The organism is Streptomyces sp. NPDC050164 (genome assembly GCF_044459945.1).
GTDB classification, from domain to species: domain Bacteria; phylum Actinomycetota; class Actinomycetes; order Streptomycetales; family Streptomycetaceae; genus Streptomyces; species Streptomyces coeruleorubidus_A.
Map to the genome: position 1 here is coordinate 112,438 of NZ_JBITJK010000008.1, position 14,894 is coordinate 127,331.

12 protein-coding genes and 3 pseudogenes are annotated in these 14,894 nt (G+C 71.7%); 7 read left to right on the top strand and 8 right to left on the bottom strand.

Annotated features, from left to right (window positions below; translation table 11 throughout):
- Positions 1-6: 6 nt before the first annotated feature.
- From ACIBNA_RS14785 to ACIBNA_RS14795, 3 genes are all read right to left on the bottom strand, one after another.
- Positions 7-810: a MerR family transcriptional regulator gene (locus ACIBNA_RS14785; RefSeq protein ID WP_399165600.1), complete on the bottom strand. Its 804-nt coding sequence runs from the start codon at positions 808-810 to the stop codon at positions 7-9.
- Positions 803-1,339 carry a VOC family protein gene (locus ACIBNA_RS14790; RefSeq protein WP_399165601.1) on the bottom strand — a complete coding sequence of 179 codons (537 nt, stop codon included), beginning with the start codon at positions 1,337-1,339 and terminating at the stop codon, positions 803-805. Before ACIBNA_RS14790 ends, ACIBNA_RS14785 begins: the two co-directional genes overlap by 8 nt.
- Before the next feature lie 72 nt (positions 1,340-1,411).
- Entirely contained in the window at positions 1,412-1,909 is a 498-nt protein-coding gene (locus ACIBNA_RS14795; RefSeq protein ID WP_399165602.1) for a MarR family winged helix-turn-helix transcriptional regulator, read from the bottom strand.
- A gap of 84 nt (positions 1,910-1,993) precedes the next feature.
- On the opposite strand from ACIBNA_RS14795, the gene pip reads away from it, so the two are divergent.
- Positions 1,994-2,968, top strand: a complete 975-nt coding sequence (gene pip, locus ACIBNA_RS14800; protein ID WP_399165603.1) for a prolyl aminopeptidase — start codon at positions 1,994-1,996, stop codon at positions 2,966-2,968.
- Between the two features lie 73 nt (positions 2,969-3,041).
- On the opposite strand, the gene ACIBNA_RS14805 is transcribed toward pip, so the two are convergent.
- Complete coding sequence (locus tag ACIBNA_RS14805) at positions 3,042-4,412, bottom strand: BTAD domain-containing putative transcriptional regulator (protein ID WP_399165604.1); 1,371 nt, start codon at positions 4,410-4,412, stop codon at positions 3,042-3,044.
- Positions 4,413-4,517: 105 nt separating this feature from the next.
- Between ACIBNA_RS14805 and ACIBNA_RS14810 the strand changes: the two genes are divergently transcribed.
- Positions 4,518-5,036: a hypothetical protein gene (locus tag ACIBNA_RS14810; protein WP_399165605.1), complete on the top strand. Its 519-nt coding sequence runs from the start codon at positions 4,518-4,520 to the stop codon at positions 5,034-5,036.
- 32 nt (positions 5,037-5,068) lie between these two features.
- Here the strand turns inward: ACIBNA_RS14810 and ACIBNA_RS14815 are convergent.
- Both ACIBNA_RS14815 and ACIBNA_RS14820 read right to left on the bottom strand, forming a co-directional pair.
- Positions 5,069-5,887: pseudogene (locus ACIBNA_RS14815) on the bottom strand (NAD(P)/FAD-dependent oxidoreductase); the annotation flags it as partial.
- A pseudogene (locus ACIBNA_RS14820) lies at positions 5,884-6,303 on the bottom strand (NAD(P)/FAD-dependent oxidoreductase); the annotation flags it as partial. The pseudogenes ACIBNA_RS14815 and ACIBNA_RS14820, both read right to left, overlap by 4 nt.
- Positions 6,304-6,673: 370 nt before the next feature.
- On the opposite strand from ACIBNA_RS14820, the gene ACIBNA_RS14825 reads away from it, so the two are divergent.
- Together ACIBNA_RS14825 and ACIBNA_RS14830 are read left to right on the top strand one after the other, a co-directional pair.
- Entirely contained in the window at positions 6,674-8,068 is a 1,395-nt protein-coding gene (locus tag ACIBNA_RS14825; protein WP_399165606.1) for an erythromycin esterase family protein, read from the top strand.
- Positions 8,069-8,212: 144 nt separating this feature from the next.
- Positions 8,213-9,142 carry an amidohydrolase family protein gene (locus ACIBNA_RS14830; RefSeq protein WP_399165607.1) on the top strand — a complete coding sequence of 310 codons (930 nt, stop codon included), beginning with the start codon at positions 8,213-8,215 and terminating at the stop codon, positions 9,140-9,142.
- Between the two features lie 27 nt (positions 9,143-9,169).
- On the opposite strand, the gene ACIBNA_RS14835 is transcribed toward ACIBNA_RS14830, so the two are convergent.
- Together ACIBNA_RS14835 and ACIBNA_RS14840 are read right to left on the bottom strand one after the other, a co-directional pair.
- Positions 9,170-9,553, bottom strand: a complete 384-nt coding sequence (locus ACIBNA_RS14835; protein ID WP_399165608.1) for a VOC family protein — start codon at positions 9,551-9,553, stop codon at positions 9,170-9,172.
- A 149-nt stretch (positions 9,554-9,702) separates the two neighbouring features.
- Complete coding sequence (locus tag ACIBNA_RS14840) at positions 9,703-11,754, bottom strand: glycoside hydrolase (protein WP_399165609.1); 2,052 nt, start codon at positions 11,752-11,754, stop codon at positions 9,703-9,705.
- A 312-nt stretch (positions 11,755-12,066) separates the two neighbouring features.
- Here ACIBNA_RS14840 and ACIBNA_RS14845 point away from each other — a divergent pair, with 312 nt between their 5' ends.
- The 3 genes and pseudogenes from ACIBNA_RS14845 to ACIBNA_RS14855 all read left to right on the top strand — a co-directional run.
- Positions 12,067-13,059, top strand: coding sequence for a LacI family DNA-binding transcriptional regulator (locus ACIBNA_RS14845; protein ID WP_399165610.1), 993 nt, complete (start codon positions 12,067-12,069; stop codon positions 13,057-13,059).
- A gap of 235 nt (positions 13,060-13,294) precedes the next feature.
- On the top strand, positions 13,295-14,548 hold the full coding sequence (locus ACIBNA_RS14850; RefSeq protein ID WP_399165611.1) for a hypothetical protein: 1,254 nt from the start codon (positions 13,295-13,297) through the stop codon (positions 14,546-14,548).
- A gap of 52 nt (positions 14,549-14,600) precedes the next feature.
- Positions 14,601-14,882, top strand: a pseudogene (locus ACIBNA_RS14855) (hypothetical protein); the annotation flags it as partial.
- Positions 14,883-14,894: the final 12 nt, after the last annotated feature.

Consider the following 14,894-nt stretch of genomic DNA (forward strand, 5'->3'; position numbering starts at 1 on the left):
CGCGCCCTACTCCCAGGTCGCGGTGTCGGGGTCGATGCCGTGGGCGCGAGCATCGGCGTCGATGATTCGACGGAACCACGTGGCAAGGCCGGGGCGGATGCCGTCGTAGTGGGCGGCGAATCCCGGATCGGCCTCATGCATGCGGCCGAGACAGACCTGCATCTGCCTGGTGAGGGGAAAGTACGAAGCAAAGACTTCGCGGTGCCACTCGACGAGTCGATTCGCTTCCGGGCTGCCAGGTGTGACGCCGGCGTCCACCGCCTCCCCGAGGGCGCGCTCGAAGCCGGCAATGGCGTCGGCGACGGCCTGCCATTCCTCCGGACCACGAGAGGCCGAGCGCTCGGCGTACTGCCGCCATTGCGTCGTGTCCCCGTAGCGCTGACGGGCTTCGGCGGGCCAGTCCGGGTTCCACTGGGGGCCGAAGATCGCGGCCTGCTGCTCGGCGGTCAGCAGCAGGCCGCGCTCGTGGGCGTCGATCATCCGGTCCAGTCCGGCGCTGAGCTGCTGGAGGCGGTCGATCCGTTCGGCGACCTGGGCGCGCTGCGCGCGCAACGCGCCGGGCACGTCTGCCGCCGAGTCGTCCAGGATGGCCTGGATCCTGTCCAGGCCGAGACCGACCTCACGGTAGACGACGATGCGGTGCAGGCGTTCCAGATCGCCGGCGGTGTAGAGCCGGTATCCGGCGGCCGTGCGCAGCGAGGGTCGCGCCAGACCGATCTCGTCCCAGTGGTGCAGCGCGCGGACCGTCACGCCCAGACGCCCCGAGACCTGACCGACGGTCAGGCCATCGGCATCAGTGACATCAGGCATGCTCCTCATTGTCGCCGCGATCGAAACCGGGTGGGGTGATCCCGACGGCTGCAAGGTCCCGCGCCTCCTGACTGGCCGGATCGAGGGGCTTGGCCGCGGTGAAAACGATCCGTGCGTTCTCCGGGGTGATCACCTCCACGTCGCGGGTGGTCCAGGGAGTGTCCCGTGGACCGTCGACCGAGTCCGGGCGCAAGGCACGACAGGCCTCGACAAGGGAATCGACCTGGCTGAGCACGCACGAGAAACTGACGCTCATCTGCGGTGCCTGCTCCGGAACGCTCGGTGCCGGGACGAGGAGTACGTCCTGGAACGCCCACCGGCGCAGGTGCACAACCCTGCCGGGGATGCTGAACAGCTCGATGAACCCGAGCCCGCGAACCCAGAAGTCCACCGACGCCGCCAGATCGCTCGTGGGGATCGTCACGAACGCGGGCATTCCATAGATGCCACGGAGCGGCTCCGGCGGAACCGCATCCGGGCCGGGAGGGGGCACGGGACTCATCTCGAACGCGTCGTAGTAGTCGCTCATGCACCCCACCTTCCGGCCTGACGCAACGTGAGGGTCAAGCCGGATCCGTGAATCTCCCCCAATGCGGCCCCGTCACGACGGAGGACCGCCCCCTCGGCCCCGATACGCCGCCGCGACCCGCTCCCGGAACGGCCGCCGGCCCACCGCCTGCGCCACCTCCCTCAGCAGCTCCCCCAACGGCATCGACAGCTCCGCGTCCAGCTCCGCCATCGCCGCCACCGTGGCCTCCCACTCCGCCTCGATCCGCGGCAGCAGGGCGTGGGCCTTCGGTGTGAGGCCGACCAGGCGGCGGCGGGCGTCCAGCGGGTCGGGGGTGTGGGTGACCAGGCCCGCCCGGGCCATCTGCGCCGCCGTCTGACTCGCGGCCGAGTGCGTGACACCGACCGTCGCGGCCAAGTCGCGCACCGACAGCGGGCCTTCGGCCAGGAGTGCCCGTACGACGGGGGAGAAGCGGGGCCGGTACTCGGTGAGGCCCTGCTCCTCGTAGACCTTGGCCACGTCGCCGTCGAGCAGCTCCAGGACGTGGCGGAGCAGAGTGCCTACGGCGACCGGATCAGGCTGATTCCTCACGCTGTTCACACTGCTAATCTAACAGCGCTGTTATATCTGCGGACGCCCCCCGGGGCCCCGAGGGCCGAGGAGAGTGCGTCTGGCATGACCGAGCTCTATCCCCCCATCGAGCCGTACGAGCACGGCATGCTCGACGTCGGCGACGGCAACCGCGTGTACTGGGAGAGTTGCGGGAATCCGGCAGGCAAGCCCGCCCTCGTGCTCCACGGCGGGCCCGGGTCCGGGGCGGGGCCGTTCTGGCGTCGGCTGTTCGACCCGGCGGCGTACCGCATCGTCCTCTTCGACCAGCGCGGGTGCGGGCGCAGCACACCCGACGCCGCCGATCCGCGGACCTCGCTCGACGCCAACACCACCCCGCATCTGATCGCCGACATCGAACTGCTCCGGCGGCACCTCGGCATCGGGGAATGGCTCGTCATCGGCGGTTCCTGGGGCGTGACCCTCGCGCTGGCCTACGCCGAGCAGCACCCGGGACGCGTGTCCGAGCTGGTCCTCTTCAGCGTCACCAACACCACCCGCCGCGAAGTGGAGTGGGTCACGCGGGACATGGGCCGGATCTTCCCCGAGGAATGGGCCCGGTTCCGCGACGCCGTCCCCGAGGGGGAGCGCGACGGCAGTCTGGTGGAGGCGTACGCCCGGATGCTCGCCGACCCCGATCCGGCCGTACGGGAGCGGGCCGCGCGGGAGTGGTGCCGGTGGGAGGACGTCCACGTGTCCACGCACCCCGGGCACAAGCCCGATCCCCGTTACGAGGACCCGCACTTCCGGCTGCGCTTCGCCCGCCTCGTCACGCACTACTGGCGGCACGCCGGCTTCCTGGAGGACGGGGCGCTGCTGCGCGACGCCGGGAAGCTCGCCGGCGTCCCGGGCGTGCTGGTCCACGGGCGGATGGACATCAGCGGCCCTCCGGACGTCGCGTGGCGGCTGGCCCGGGTGTGGCCGGACGCGGAGCTCGTGCTGATCGGCGAGGAGGGGCACGGGCTGTCGGGCGATGCCCTGACGGAGGCGGTGCTGGCGGCTACGGACCGGTTCCGGTTCCGGCCGGGCCGCATCCCATGAGGAGTGCTGCCGGTTCGGTGCGGACGCCGGTGCCGAAGCGACCCGTCACCGGCTGCCTGTCATCCGCCGCCTGTCATCGGCCGCCTGTCATCCGCGCCTGTAACCGGCCCCCGCCCGACCGCTTGGCGCCGCACGTCGCCAGACTGCACCACCGCCGCCGCCCGCTCTCGTCGAGGAACAGCCAGCCGCAGTCCCGGCTGGGGCAGCCGCGGACGGTGAAGCGCCTCGGGTCGGCGAGCAGTTCGCCCGCGCTGCGGGCCACCGCGCAGACGGGCAGGCGCAGACCGGCGGAGGGCGACGGCTGCCAGCGTCCGAGACCGTCCTCGCCACGGCTGAAGACCGACAGCCGGGCGGCGTCCTCCACGACCCCGGCCACCGCCTTGAACGCCCGGCCGTCCTGCGGATCGGTCAGGCAGGCGTACAGGTCCGTACGCAACCGCCGGGCCTCGTCGAGAACGGCGGCGGCCTCGGCCGGTTGCCGCAGGGCCTGTTCGCGCAGGCGGGTGACCTGCCGGTCCTCGATCAGGTCGAGGTGACCGGCCCACACGGCGAGCGTGGCGTAGCCGCGCAGCCAGTCCGACCCGGGCAGCCGCTCCCCGCCCCACCCGGCGTAGGTGTTGCAGAACTCCAGCGCCGGGTGTCCGCTCGTACTCCACGGCAGCCACTGGTCGCCGACCCGGGCCGCGTAGACGGGCCCGGGGGGCCGGTCCAGACGGGGATCGCCGAGCAGCATGCGCTCGTGGAGCGTGCGCAGTTCGCGCCCTGGCTCGATGCCGAGTTCGTCCGCCAGCAGGTCGCGGGTGCGGCCGTACAACTGGAGCGCATCGGCCTGGCGGCCCGCGCGGTACAGGGCGGTCATCTGGGCGCCGACCAGCCGCTCCCGGGTCGGGTGCTCGTCCAGCAGTGGCGTCAGGTCCGCCACGACACGATCGTGCAGACCCATGGCGAGCTGGGCCTCAGCTCGCCGCTCCCCGGTGGTCAGGCGCAGTTCGCCCAGCCCGCCGCCGAGGCGCGAGCGCAGCCGGTCGTCGGCCACGTCCGCGAGCAGCGGGCCGCGCCACAGCCCGAGGGCCTGGTCGTACAGGCGGATCCGCTCCGCCGGGTCACCGGCATCGGCCGCCTGCCCGACGAGCCCGACGAACTCCTGGGCGTCGATCCGGTGGGGGCCCTGCTCCACGCCGTAACCGTCGTGCCGGGTCTCGAGGGACACCCCGTGTGGCCTGAGCGCGGCGCGCAGGCGGCCGACGTAGGTGTGGACGGTGGCACGGGCGGAGGCGGGCGGCTCGTCGTCCCACAGCAGGTCGATGAGGCGGTCCGTCGGGACGGCGCGGCCCGCGTGCAGCAGCAGCACCGCCAGCAGGCACCGCTCCTGGCGGCGGCCGCCCACCGGCACCTGCCGCCCCTCGTGGCGGGCGGCGAACGGACCGAGCAGTTGGAACTCCATGACTGTCCGGCAGCCTAACGGGACGTCGATGGTCAGGCTTTGGTCAGAGGCCGGGGAGAGACTGGCATACGCCACCTCCTTCCACACCTCTGCCCAGGGAGAACCATGCGCCGAACCGCCCTCGCGACGCTGACACTTGCCGCCGTGCTCCTCGGGACGCACCCCGCGTCCGCGGAGACGGTCGCCGCGCCGGCGAAGGGCTGGGAACCGGCACCCGCCGCGCCGTGGGACGTCGGCGCCGGCGTGCGGTGCGACTTCCCCGTCCACGGCGAACCGGTCGTCGACGAGGTGGTGCGGCGCGTGCTGAGCACCTACCCCGACGGCTCCGTGCGACGGGTCGCCTACAAGGGCGATCTGGTCGTACGCGTCACGAACACCGGGACCGGCGCCTCCTACGACGCCGACGCGAGCGGCTCGGCCGTCGTCGAGCACCGGCCCGACGGCTCCCAACTCTGGGCCGTGCACGGGCCGGTGCTCGTCGGGGTCGGCCAGGACCAGGGCAGTCTGCCGCGCGGCCTGTACCTCGTCGACGGCGTCTACACGATGGAGATCAGCCCCACCGGATACAAGTCCGTACGACTCCTCCACGGGACGACGGACGACCTGTGTGCGCGCATCGACTGAACGGGCCTGCCCTCCCCGACGACCGACAGGGCTCAGTGCGCGTCGTAGATGCCCTGGTAGTGGGCCAGCGCCGTCTCGCGGACCTTCTGGTGACTCCAGGAGGAGAAGCGGTCGGGGGCCAGCCGGTCGGGGTCGACGAACAGGTCGCCGGTCTCCAGCAGCATGTTCGCGAGCTGGCGGCCGACACCGCCGACGTGCGTGACCCAGGACGCCTCCGCGAACCACAGTCCGGCCAGGCCAGAGGCGGGGCCGACCAGCGGGAGTTCGTCGGGGGTCATGGCGAACACGCCGTTGAGGTGGCGGCCCCTCGGCGCGGTGCGGAAGGCGGGTACGAGGCTGGTGGCCTCTTCGAGGGCGGCACCGAAGTCGGTCTTGGAGAAGGGGAGTTCCGCCGAGACGAGCGCGGCCGACGGGGTCAGCGGGAGGGGCGTGTGGGCGTAGCTGCCCAGTCCGTAGCGGCGGCCGTGGCGGCGGGTGCAGACGGTGTGCTCGGGGTAGCGGACGATCGGTGCGTCGATGGGGGTGTCGTAGAGACCGGGCAGTTCCTCGGTGAACAGGTACGGGTGCTGGACGGCCACCATGGGCAGTCGCAGCCCGGCCTCCGCCGCCAGCACCGGCCCCCAGATCCCGGTGGCCAGCACGACCCGGTCGGCCCGCAGCAGCCTGCCGTCCTCGCCCGCTCGCACGCCGACGACCCGGCCGGCCTCGGTCTCCAGCGCCCGTACCGGCGTGCCGAAGTGGAAGCGCGCTCCGGCCTTCTCCGCGGCCTCGACGAGGACGTGGGTGAGGCGGCGGGGTCGGCGGCGCCGTCGGACGGCATGAACAGCCCGCCCAAGGCGCGGTTGGGGTCGACCAGCGCGGGATCCAGGGCGACGGTCTCGGCGGCATCGAGGACCCGCGCCTCCAGCCCTGCCCGCCTGCCCTGCTCGACGTCCTGGTGAGCCTGTTCCAGGCGGGCCAGGCCGGTGGCGACCTCCAGGCAGCCGACCTGCCAGAAGACCGGTGCGGGTGCGGGCTCCGAGAGCGCGCGGTAGGCGGCGACGCTGTCCTTGGCCAGCACCGTCAGCTCCGGGGTGGTGCTGAGCTGGCCCACGAAGCCGGGCGTCAGGCCGGTCGATCCGGAGAGTACGGCACGCTCGCGGGCGTCGAGCACCGTCACGCGGTCGTGTCCCAGCCGGGTGAGGTGATAGGCGACCGAGGCCCCCACCACACCGGCCCCGACGATCAGGATCTCTTCGCCGATTCGCTTCCCCGTGCTCGAACTCACCTCTAACCCCTCCGACTTGACTGCACCACGGCCCCGGCATCTCCGGCCCTGAGCATCCTCGGAGACAGGACGACGAACGACCAAGCTGGCAGCGAACCCGACGACAGACGGCCGACCCGCCCGGCCCGTCCGACCGCGCGTCCATCGGCGTGCCGGGCTGGACGGGCGGGGCGGGACGAATGGCCGCTGTTACCGTCTGCCGCCCGCGTCATGGTGCCGCCGGTCTCCTCGCCGGCGACGGTGGCAGCGTGGCAAGCGAAGAGTGCCTGTGCGCTGCGGAAAACCCCCGTTTCTGCCTGGAGGCCTCCCCCACCTCAGGTCGGCGGTCAACCGCATGGTTTCCGTGGCCGCGCGGCAGGAGCCTTGGATCATGACACGGCATCGGACCGCCATCGCTCTGACCTTGCTCGTCACACTCGGCGCCGTCGCGGTCGGCGTCCCGGCCGTGGCTGTGCCGGCCGGCCCGGCAGTCACGACCAGCGCACTGACCAGCGCACCGACCACCGCACATGTCACCGAATCCGCCACCACCGTCGTCGACGCCCTCGATCGCGCCTCCCACCGGTTGCGCACCGTCGAACCGGGTGGGGACACCCGCGACCTGCGCCGCCTCGACCGCATGATCGGTGACGCTCGGGTCGTCGGCCTGGGCGAGGCCACCCACAGCTCGCACGAGTTCTTCGCCCTCAGACACCGCGTCTTCCGCCACCTCGTCGAGGAACAGGGCTTCCGTACCTTCGCCCTGGAAGCCCCCTGGAGCACCGGCCTGCGCCTCAACGCCTACGTGCTGCGCGGCGAGGGGGACCCGCGGCGCATCATGCGCGAGGAGTTCCAGCGGGACTACCTGTGGTGGAACAACGCCGAGTATCTGGCCCTCGTGGAATGGATGCGGTCGTACAACCGCCGACACCCCGACGACCCGGTCCAATTCATGGGCGACGACTTCGCGTGGGCCGGCCCCGAGCTGTACGACGAGGTCACCGGCTACGTGGCCCGCGCCCACCCCGGCCTCCTCGCCCGCTTCACCTCGCTGTACCGAGGACTGCGGCCCACGATGGCGGCGGGCGCGTACATCGAGCAGTACCTGCACATGCCGTACGCCGAACGAAAGGAAAGGGCGGACCGGACCGGTCAGGCTCTGAAGCTGCTGAAGCAGCAGGCGCCGGGTGCCGACCGGGCAGCGTATGACTGGGCGGTGCGGCACGCCACGGCCGTCGACCAGACCGCGCGCGGCTACGCCTTCGACTTCGAGGACTCGGAGCAGCTCCGGGCCGCCAGGCGCTTCCGTGACTCGGTCATGGCTGACAACGTGGCCTGGTGGGCGGAGCACACGGGGGACAAGGTCCTGCTGGCGGCGCACAACGCACACATCGCCTACGTTCCGGACGACCCCGTCCACTACCCGAAGATGCAGGGCGCGTTCCTGCGCGATCGGTTCGGCGACGCGTACGTCAGCATCGGTCTCACCTTTGCCCGCGGCTCGTTCAACGCGACCGGACCCGAGGACGAGGTGCGGCAGTTCACCCTCGGCCCGGCGGGGCCCGGCACCAACGAACGGACACTCGACCGGGTGCGCCACCGGGACTACGTCGTCGACTTGCGGAGCGCGCCGCAACCGGCCCGGAGCTGGCTGCGGGAGGCCCGGCCGACCCGTAGCATCGGCACCGCATACCCGGAGCCGGAGCACGACGTAGCACTTGCCCGCAGCCATGACGTGCTGATCCACCTGCACCGCGTGGAGGCGGCCCGCCTGCACGACCGGTGACCGGCGTCCGGCTCGGCGGCCGGAGTCCGGCCCTGGGCAGTAACACCGCTCCCACTCCCACACAGGCCCGGGTGACGGATCCCTCACGCGCCCCTCGCGCAAAGGAGTGGACTCGTCCCCGCCCCCGGCGCGATCGTGGGCGACATGGACGATCACCGCATGGCAGCTGCCGCGCCCACTGACGGTGACGCGTCCACGATCGCGGAGGCCGGTGAGGTCCGCCGTTTCCGGGAGCGGCTCGGGCTTCCCGGGCTGGTCGACGTGCACACGCACTTCATGCCCGAGCGGGTGCTGCGCAAGGTGTGGGGCTACTTCGACTCGCTCGGGCCGATGACCGGCGGGCTGGAGTGGCCGATCACCTACCGGAAGGAGGAGGCGGAACGGGCCGCCATCCTACGGGAGTTCGGCGTGCGGGCCTTCACCGCGATGGTGTACCCCCACAAGCCGGGCATGGCCCGCTGGCTGAACGGCTGGGCGGTCGACTTCGCCCGTCGCACTCCCGACTGTCTGCACACCGCGACCCTCTACCCCGAACCGGGCGTCGAGGCGTACGTCCGGGAGGCCGTCGAGGCGGGTGCGCGGGTCTTCAAGGCGCATGTGCAGGTGGGGGCGTACGACCCGGCCGACGAACTCCTCCAGCCGGCGTGGGGGCTGCTGGCCGAGGCCCAGATCCCCGTGGTGATCCACTGCGGCTCCGGGCCCGCGCCCGGCAAGCACACCGGGCCCGAGCCGATCGCACGGGTGCTGGCCCGGCACCCCCGGCTGCGGCTGGTCGTCGCGCACCTGGGGATGCCCGAGTACGAGGAGTTCTTCGGCCTGGCCGAGCGGTACGGGGAGGTCCGGCTGGACACGACGATGGCGTTCACCGACTTCACCGAGGGCCTCATGCCGTTCCCCCGCCGGGCCCTGCCCCGGCTGGCCGACCTCGGCGACCGCGTCCTGCTCGGCTCCGACTTCCCCAACATCCCCTATCCGTACGTGGAGCAACTCCACGCCCTGGAACGGCTGGACCTCGGAGAGGACTGGCTGCGGGCGGTGTGCCACGACAACGCGGCGGAGTTGTTCGGGGTGTGAGGGCCGCCTGCGCCTGACCGGCCGAGGTCAGGAGGACAACGCGGCTCGCTCCGATTCCGCCAGCAGCACGCAGAACTCGTTGCCCTCCGGGTCGGCGAGAATGACCCAGCCCCGGCCGTCGGGCTTGCGGAGATCGTCGACCAGCGAGGCGCCGAGCCCTAGCAGCCGCTCGACCTCCGGTTCCCGCGAGGTGTCCGGGCGCAGGCAGAGGTGAATCCTGTTCTTCCCCGACTTCGGCTCCGGAACCTCGTTGAAGTACAAGGCCGGGCCGCCGGGCAGCATGACCTCGGTCTCCTTGTCACCCGGCTGATCCTCGGGATGCAGCGGCTGTCCGGTCACCTCGCTCCAGAAGAGTGCCAGCCGATAGGCGTTGGCACAGTCGATCGCAATGTTCTCCACCGTTGAGGTCATGCGAGCGATCATCGACGAGAGGCACCCCGCCCGCCACCGGAATAGGGCCCTGGCTGCGGAGTGCTCCCAGCGCAACGCCCCCGGCCCTGCCGGCACCGTGCGGCGGCGGCAGGCGGGGGCGTCGGACAGGGCGTACGCCTCGCGAAGTGCTAGCTGCCCGTCACATCCGTGACCTTCCAGCGCTGGTTGGACCCGGAGTTCGGCTGCCAGAGGCCGACCCGGGCGCCTTCGTTCGTGGACTGTCCCGCGACGTCCGGGAGCTGGCCGGTGGCGGCGTTGACGAGGGTCCAGGTGCCGTCGCCGGTCGTGGACGTGATCCACTCGGTGGCCTTGTCGCGGCGGCCCTCGTCGGGCTCGGCGACCAGGGCGCCGTCGCGGACGGCCAGGCGCTTGTCCGAGGCGGCCTCGGTGAAGACGTACCGCTTGCGGTTGTCCGTGCCGCGGATCTGCTCCACCCGCCACTGCTGACCGCCGGGGTCGGAGGCGTTGGCACTCTTGATGACCAGACCCGTGCCGTTGTCGGCGAGGGAGAGGTCCTTGCCGCTCTGGACGCCGGTCAGCCGGTAGGTGTGGCCCTTCTTCAGCTCGGCCGCGTCCTTGGCGACGCCGGACACGCCCTTGACGAGGAGGGACGTCACCGACTGGGCGGGCACGGTGACCGTGGCCTGCCTGCCGGAGACCCGGACCGCCTTCTGCTTCTCCAGCTTGCCGTCGGCGCTGGTCACCACGGGGGTGACGGTGGCGTGGGAGGAGACCCGGCCGAACTTCGACAGGTCGAGGGTGACCTCGCGGGACTCGGTGGTGCTGTTGACGTGGACGACCGTCGCCGCGTCGCCCTTGCGGGAGATCGCCGCGGTGCTGGAGGTGTCGTCCGTCTTGATCAGCCGGTCGCCGGGCTTGATGAAGTGCGTGAAGTTGCGGGCCGTGTCGAACTTGGTGTTGGTGTAGATCGGGCAGGTTTCGAGGGTGTCCTTGGAGGTGCAGCTGAACGGGAGCTGGATCTCGCCCCAGTTGCCGCCCTTCGCGGACTCGCCGCCCGGCTTCATGTTGTCGTAGTCCTCGACGGGCTGCCAGAACACCCAGGCACGGGGCTCCAGTTCACGCAGGTCGTCGACGATGCGCTGGGCGAGGCCCAGACCGGGCCGCATGTCCGTGAAGCTCTGGCCGTCGCCCCAGTCGCCCTCGACCTCGCTCATCCACAGCGGCTTGTCGGCGGCCTTGGCCAGGTCGCGGACGGTGGTGCGCTGGCCGGTGCCGTAGGTGTGGACGTTCATCTGGGCGACCAGGTCGCGGACCTCCTGGGGGTAGGAGTTCCAGTTGGTGGCGAAGGTGCCGGGGTTGGTCTCGTCCATCGCGGATATCTCCGCGCCGCTCCTGGACTTCTCCAGGACCGGGGCGAGCGCGCGCAGCACCTTCTGCTGGAGCTCGGGGCCCATGTGGGCGCCCTCCTGGCGGCCGCCGGTCGGCTCGCCGTCCGGGCCGAGCTTGGTGCCCCAGTAGTTGGTGTTCGGCTCGTTGAACGGGTCGAGTGTGTCGACCTTGATGCCGTGCGCCTTCTCCAGCCGCTCGGTGGCCCCCACCAGGTACTTGGCGAAGTCCTCGACGGACTCCGGCTTCAGCTGGTCCTTGGCCGCGTCGAAGTTGCCGGAGACGTAGCCGCTCTCGGTCATGAACCAGGGCGGGGAGTTGCTGAAGGTCTCCCAGTGGGTGATGTCCTTCTTGATGCGGTCGACCCACCAGCGCTGCGTCTTGTCGGCGTGTCTGTTCCAGTCGGCCGGGTCCTCGGCGTCCCACCAGTCGACGTCCTCGCGGGTGGTGCCCGCCGGGGCCTTCCACCAGCCCTCGACCGCCCCGCCGGCCCGCAGGTAGTCCTTGACGTCCGGGGCGTTGCCGCCGCCGATGTTGTAGCGGGCGATGTTCAGCGCGAGGCCCTCGTCGCCGAAGAGGAGCTTGTAGAGCTTCTCGCGGACCGCGGGCGGGTAGTCGCCGGTGGCGTTGGCGAACCAGACCAGGCTCGTGCCCCAGCCCTCGAACTTCTCCTGCTGGTAGGAGGGGTCGGGGCGGACGGTGACCCCGGCCGCCTGAGCGGTGGGCTCGGCGTGCGCGGCGGGCAGGGTGGTGGTGGCCAGGATGGTTCCGGTCGCCACGGCGGTGACGCCGATGGCCCCGAGGAGCCTCCTCTTGCGGGTGCGGTGTGCCATCTCGAGTACTCCAGCTCTTCTGCGTCCGCGCGTCCCGGCGGGGGGCAGAGATCGGGGCCTACGGGTGCGAGTTGTACTGGTTAGCGGCCTTCTCGTGCGATTTCGACTAGGCAATGTTTACGTAAACATCCACTGGCGGGATGTCTACACTGTCCGAATCTCAGGGGTCAAGGAGTCGTTCCGGACCGAATTCTGCGCCGGTCGCGCAGCGAGGGAAACGAGGGGCAGGTGGGCACAGTGGACGGTGAGAGACAAGCCATGGGCACGAGCCGTACGAGAAGGCGTCCGGCCCGCCCCCGCCAGGGCGCGTCCATGGCGGACGTCGCCCGGCTCGCCGGTGTCTCCTCCCAGACGGTCTCCCGTGTCTCCAACGGCTTCCCGGGCGTCACGGAGGACACCCGCCGGCAGGTCCTGGCCGCGATGCGGGAGCTGGGCTACCGCCCCAACAGCGCCGCACGGGCGCTCAAGCGCGGCGAGTTCCGCACCCTCGGCGTGATCACCTTCTCCCTCTCCACCATGGGCAACATCCGCACCCTGGAGGCCATCGCCACCTCCGCGGCCCAGCACGGCTACGCCGTCACGCTGCTGCCCGTCGCCGTGCCCACCCAGGACGAGGTGAACGGCGCCTTCTCCCGCCTGGGCGAACTCGCCGTGGACGCCGTCATCGTCATCATGGAGATCCATCTGCTGGACGCGGCTACGGTCTCGCTCCCGCCCGGCGTGCAGGTCGTCGTGGCCGACTCGGACGCCGGCGACCGCTACACCGTGGTCGACACCGACCAGGCGGGCGGAGCCCGGGACGCCGTACGGCACCTCCTGGACCTCGGCCACGACACCGTGTGGCACCTGGCAGGGCCGGAGGGCTCCTTCGCCGCCCAGCGCCGCGCCAACGCCTGGCGCGACACGCTCACCGCGGCCGGCCGTGTCCCGCCGCCCCCGGTCCGGGGCGACTGGTCGGCCGAATCCGGCTACCGGGCCGGGCTGCGACTGGCCGACGAGCCGGACTGCACGGCGGTGTTCGCGGCCAACGACCAGATGGCCCTGGGTCTGCTCCGGGCCCTGCACGAACGCGGCCTGCGCGTCCCGGGCGACATCAGCGTCGTCGGCTTCGACGACATCCCCGAGTCCGCGTCCTTCCTCCCGCCCCTCACCACCATCCACCAGGATTTCGCCGAGGTGGGGCGGCTGTGCGTGGAGGGCGTCCTGAGCAAGATGCGGCAGGACGGGGAGGAGCACGGGACGACGCTGGTGCCTACGCGGTTGGTGCGGCGGGAGAGTACGGGGGCGCCGCGGACTCGGGCGTGAGCCCGGCCGCGGTGGGCCCCTGCGGTTCCGGTTCCGGTGGGCAGGCGGGCGGCCGTATCTCCGTGGCAGGAGAGACGCCGCTCCGGCAGCCGGCCGACCGGATCGGTTCACCGACCGGCGAAGTCGTCGGCTCGGCCGTCGCCCGGGCGGTCACACTCCGCGAGAGTCTGACGGCGCAGACCGATACCTGACAGACCCTGCCGAGGCGGATGTTCCGCCCGTACCGTCGGGCGGTATGAGCCGAAGTCGGGTGCTGGCGTATCTGCTCGCAGGCGCGGTGGCCGCGGTGATCGTCGTTCTCGCAGTCACCCAGGGGCCGTCGGACACAAAGGGCACGGACACGCCGGGCACGGGCGGGGAGAAGGGGACGGGACCCTTCACCATCGCCGTCGTCACCCGCGACACCGGCCAGGACCGTGCCGGTGCGGCCCGCGTCGCGCTCGCCCAGTTGCGGGACCTGCTGCGCACGAACAAGGCGGAGGGCGAGCTGCCGCTGGAGTTCGTCGGTGTGGCTCCGCGGGACGGCCTGACCATCGACACGCTGCGGCGGGACCATCCGCGGCTCGTGGCGGCCATCGCGGACGACCCCGGCCTGGACGGCATGGACGCGCTCAGCGAGCAGGTGCCGGTGGTCGGGACCTGCCGCTGGGAGAACCCGCCCGGTCTCAGCCGCAGCTTCCGGTGGACCGTCGCCCCGGAGATCACCGAAGTGGGCTGGCAGGTGCGGGCCTACCTGGGAAAGAAGCACCGCACGCAGCAGCTGGTCGTCTTCGGCGCCTACGGAACCGACGCCGCCGAGGCAGAGCAGCTGGGGAAGGGCAAGGCCGGCCCGGAGTGGGACGGCATGCACTCGCCCCCGACGTCGGTGCACATCGACAGGCCGGGCCAGATGTCCGCCCGGGAACTGCGCTCGGCCCTCTCCGGCGGGCGTGGTGACGCCGTGTATCTCGCCGGCTCGCGCTCCTCTCTCACGGACGACCTGAGGGCCCTGGCCCGCGCCGGCTTCCGCGGCCCCGTACTGCACACCCCCGGGGTGCTCAACACCTGCCTGAGGGCGGAGCGTGAGGATCCGGGCCAGGTCCCGGACGGCATCACCCTGTACCGCGTCGGCACGGCCGGGCCCGGCGCCGTACGCGCCGAGGACTGCCGCACAGGAGACACGGAGCACTGCCCGTATTTCCTGCGGCTGCCCGACGGGCCCGGCGCCCTGGAGGAGTACGAGGCGGCGCAGACGCTGATCCGGGTGTACCGGACCGTGTGGGTCGAGGGCCGTGGAACGGTGCCGTCCGACCCGGAGGAGGTGGCCTCGGCGCTCCGGAACAGCCTCAGCGGGCAGATCGTGCGCGGCATTTCGGGCTGGTTCGAGGTGGGCGGCCCGCCCGTATACAGCTACACGTTCGGTTTCGGACACGACATATGGCTGGAGCGGTGGGCGGCCGGCAACGGGCGCTGGACCGTCCTCGGACCCGTCTCCGCGGAGTACGCGTAGCGGCGGGCGTCGCGATCGGCTGGATGATCAGTTGACCGTGTGCGTGCCCACGTTCGGCGCGGGACTGGGCGGGCCCATCGAGGACGAGTACGCCGGCTTTGGCGACACCACGGACACCAGGGTGCCGGCCGAGCGGCTGGACGAGGGCCTGGAGCTGCTCCGGCGTTACTGGTCGGGCGAGCCGGCGCACCACGACGGACGGCACGGGACCCGTGCTGTGATCGGCCCGTTGGCCGAGGCGGGAGCCACCTGGTGGGACGTGCGGCAGATCCAGACCAGCGAGGCGATCGACCGGCTCGCACCGGTGCTGCGCCGGATCGAGCAGGGCCCGCCGAACCTGTGGCAG

Excerpts from the sequence above, each read along its gene's own strand:
- pip (WP_399165603.1), top strand. The coding sequence starts at position 1,994 with ATGACCGAGCTCTATCCCCCCATCGAGCCGTACGAGCACGGCATGCTC.
- ACIBNA_RS14810 (WP_399165605.1), top strand. The coding sequence starts at position 4,518 with ATGCGCCGAACCGCCCTCGCGACGCTGACACTTGCCGCCGTGCTCCTC.
- ACIBNA_RS14845 (WP_399165610.1), top strand. The coding sequence starts at position 12,067 with ATGGCGGACGTCGCCCGGCTCGCCGGTGTCTCCTCCCAGACGGTCTCC.
- ACIBNA_RS14785 (WP_399165600.1), bottom strand. The coding sequence starts at position 810 with ATGCCTGATGTCACTGATGCCGATGGCCTGACCGTCGGTCAGGTCTCG.
- ACIBNA_RS14840 (WP_399165609.1), bottom strand. The coding sequence starts at position 11,754 with ATGGCACACCGCACCCGCAAGAGGAGGCTCCTCGGGGCCATCGGCGTC.
- ACIBNA_RS14790 (WP_399165601.1), bottom strand. The coding sequence starts at position 1,339 with ATGAGCGACTACTACGACGCGTTCGAGATGAGTCCCGTGCCCCCTCCC.
- ACIBNA_RS14830 (WP_399165607.1), top strand. The coding sequence starts at position 8,213 with ATGGACGATCACCGCATGGCAGCTGCCGCGCCCACTGACGGTGACGCG.
- ACIBNA_RS14850 (WP_399165611.1), top strand. The coding sequence starts at position 13,295 with ATGAGCCGAAGTCGGGTGCTGGCGTATCTGCTCGCAGGCGCGGTGGCC.
- ACIBNA_RS14825 (WP_399165606.1), top strand. The coding sequence starts at position 6,674 with ATGACACGGCATCGGACCGCCATCGCTCTGACCTTGCTCGTCACACTC.
- ACIBNA_RS14835 (WP_399165608.1), bottom strand. The coding sequence starts at position 9,553 with ATGACCTCAACGGTGGAGAACATTGCGATCGACTGTGCCAACGCCTAT.
- ACIBNA_RS14805 (WP_399165604.1), bottom strand. The coding sequence starts at position 4,412 with ATGGAGTTCCAACTGCTCGGTCCGTTCGCCGCCCGCCACGAGGGGCGG.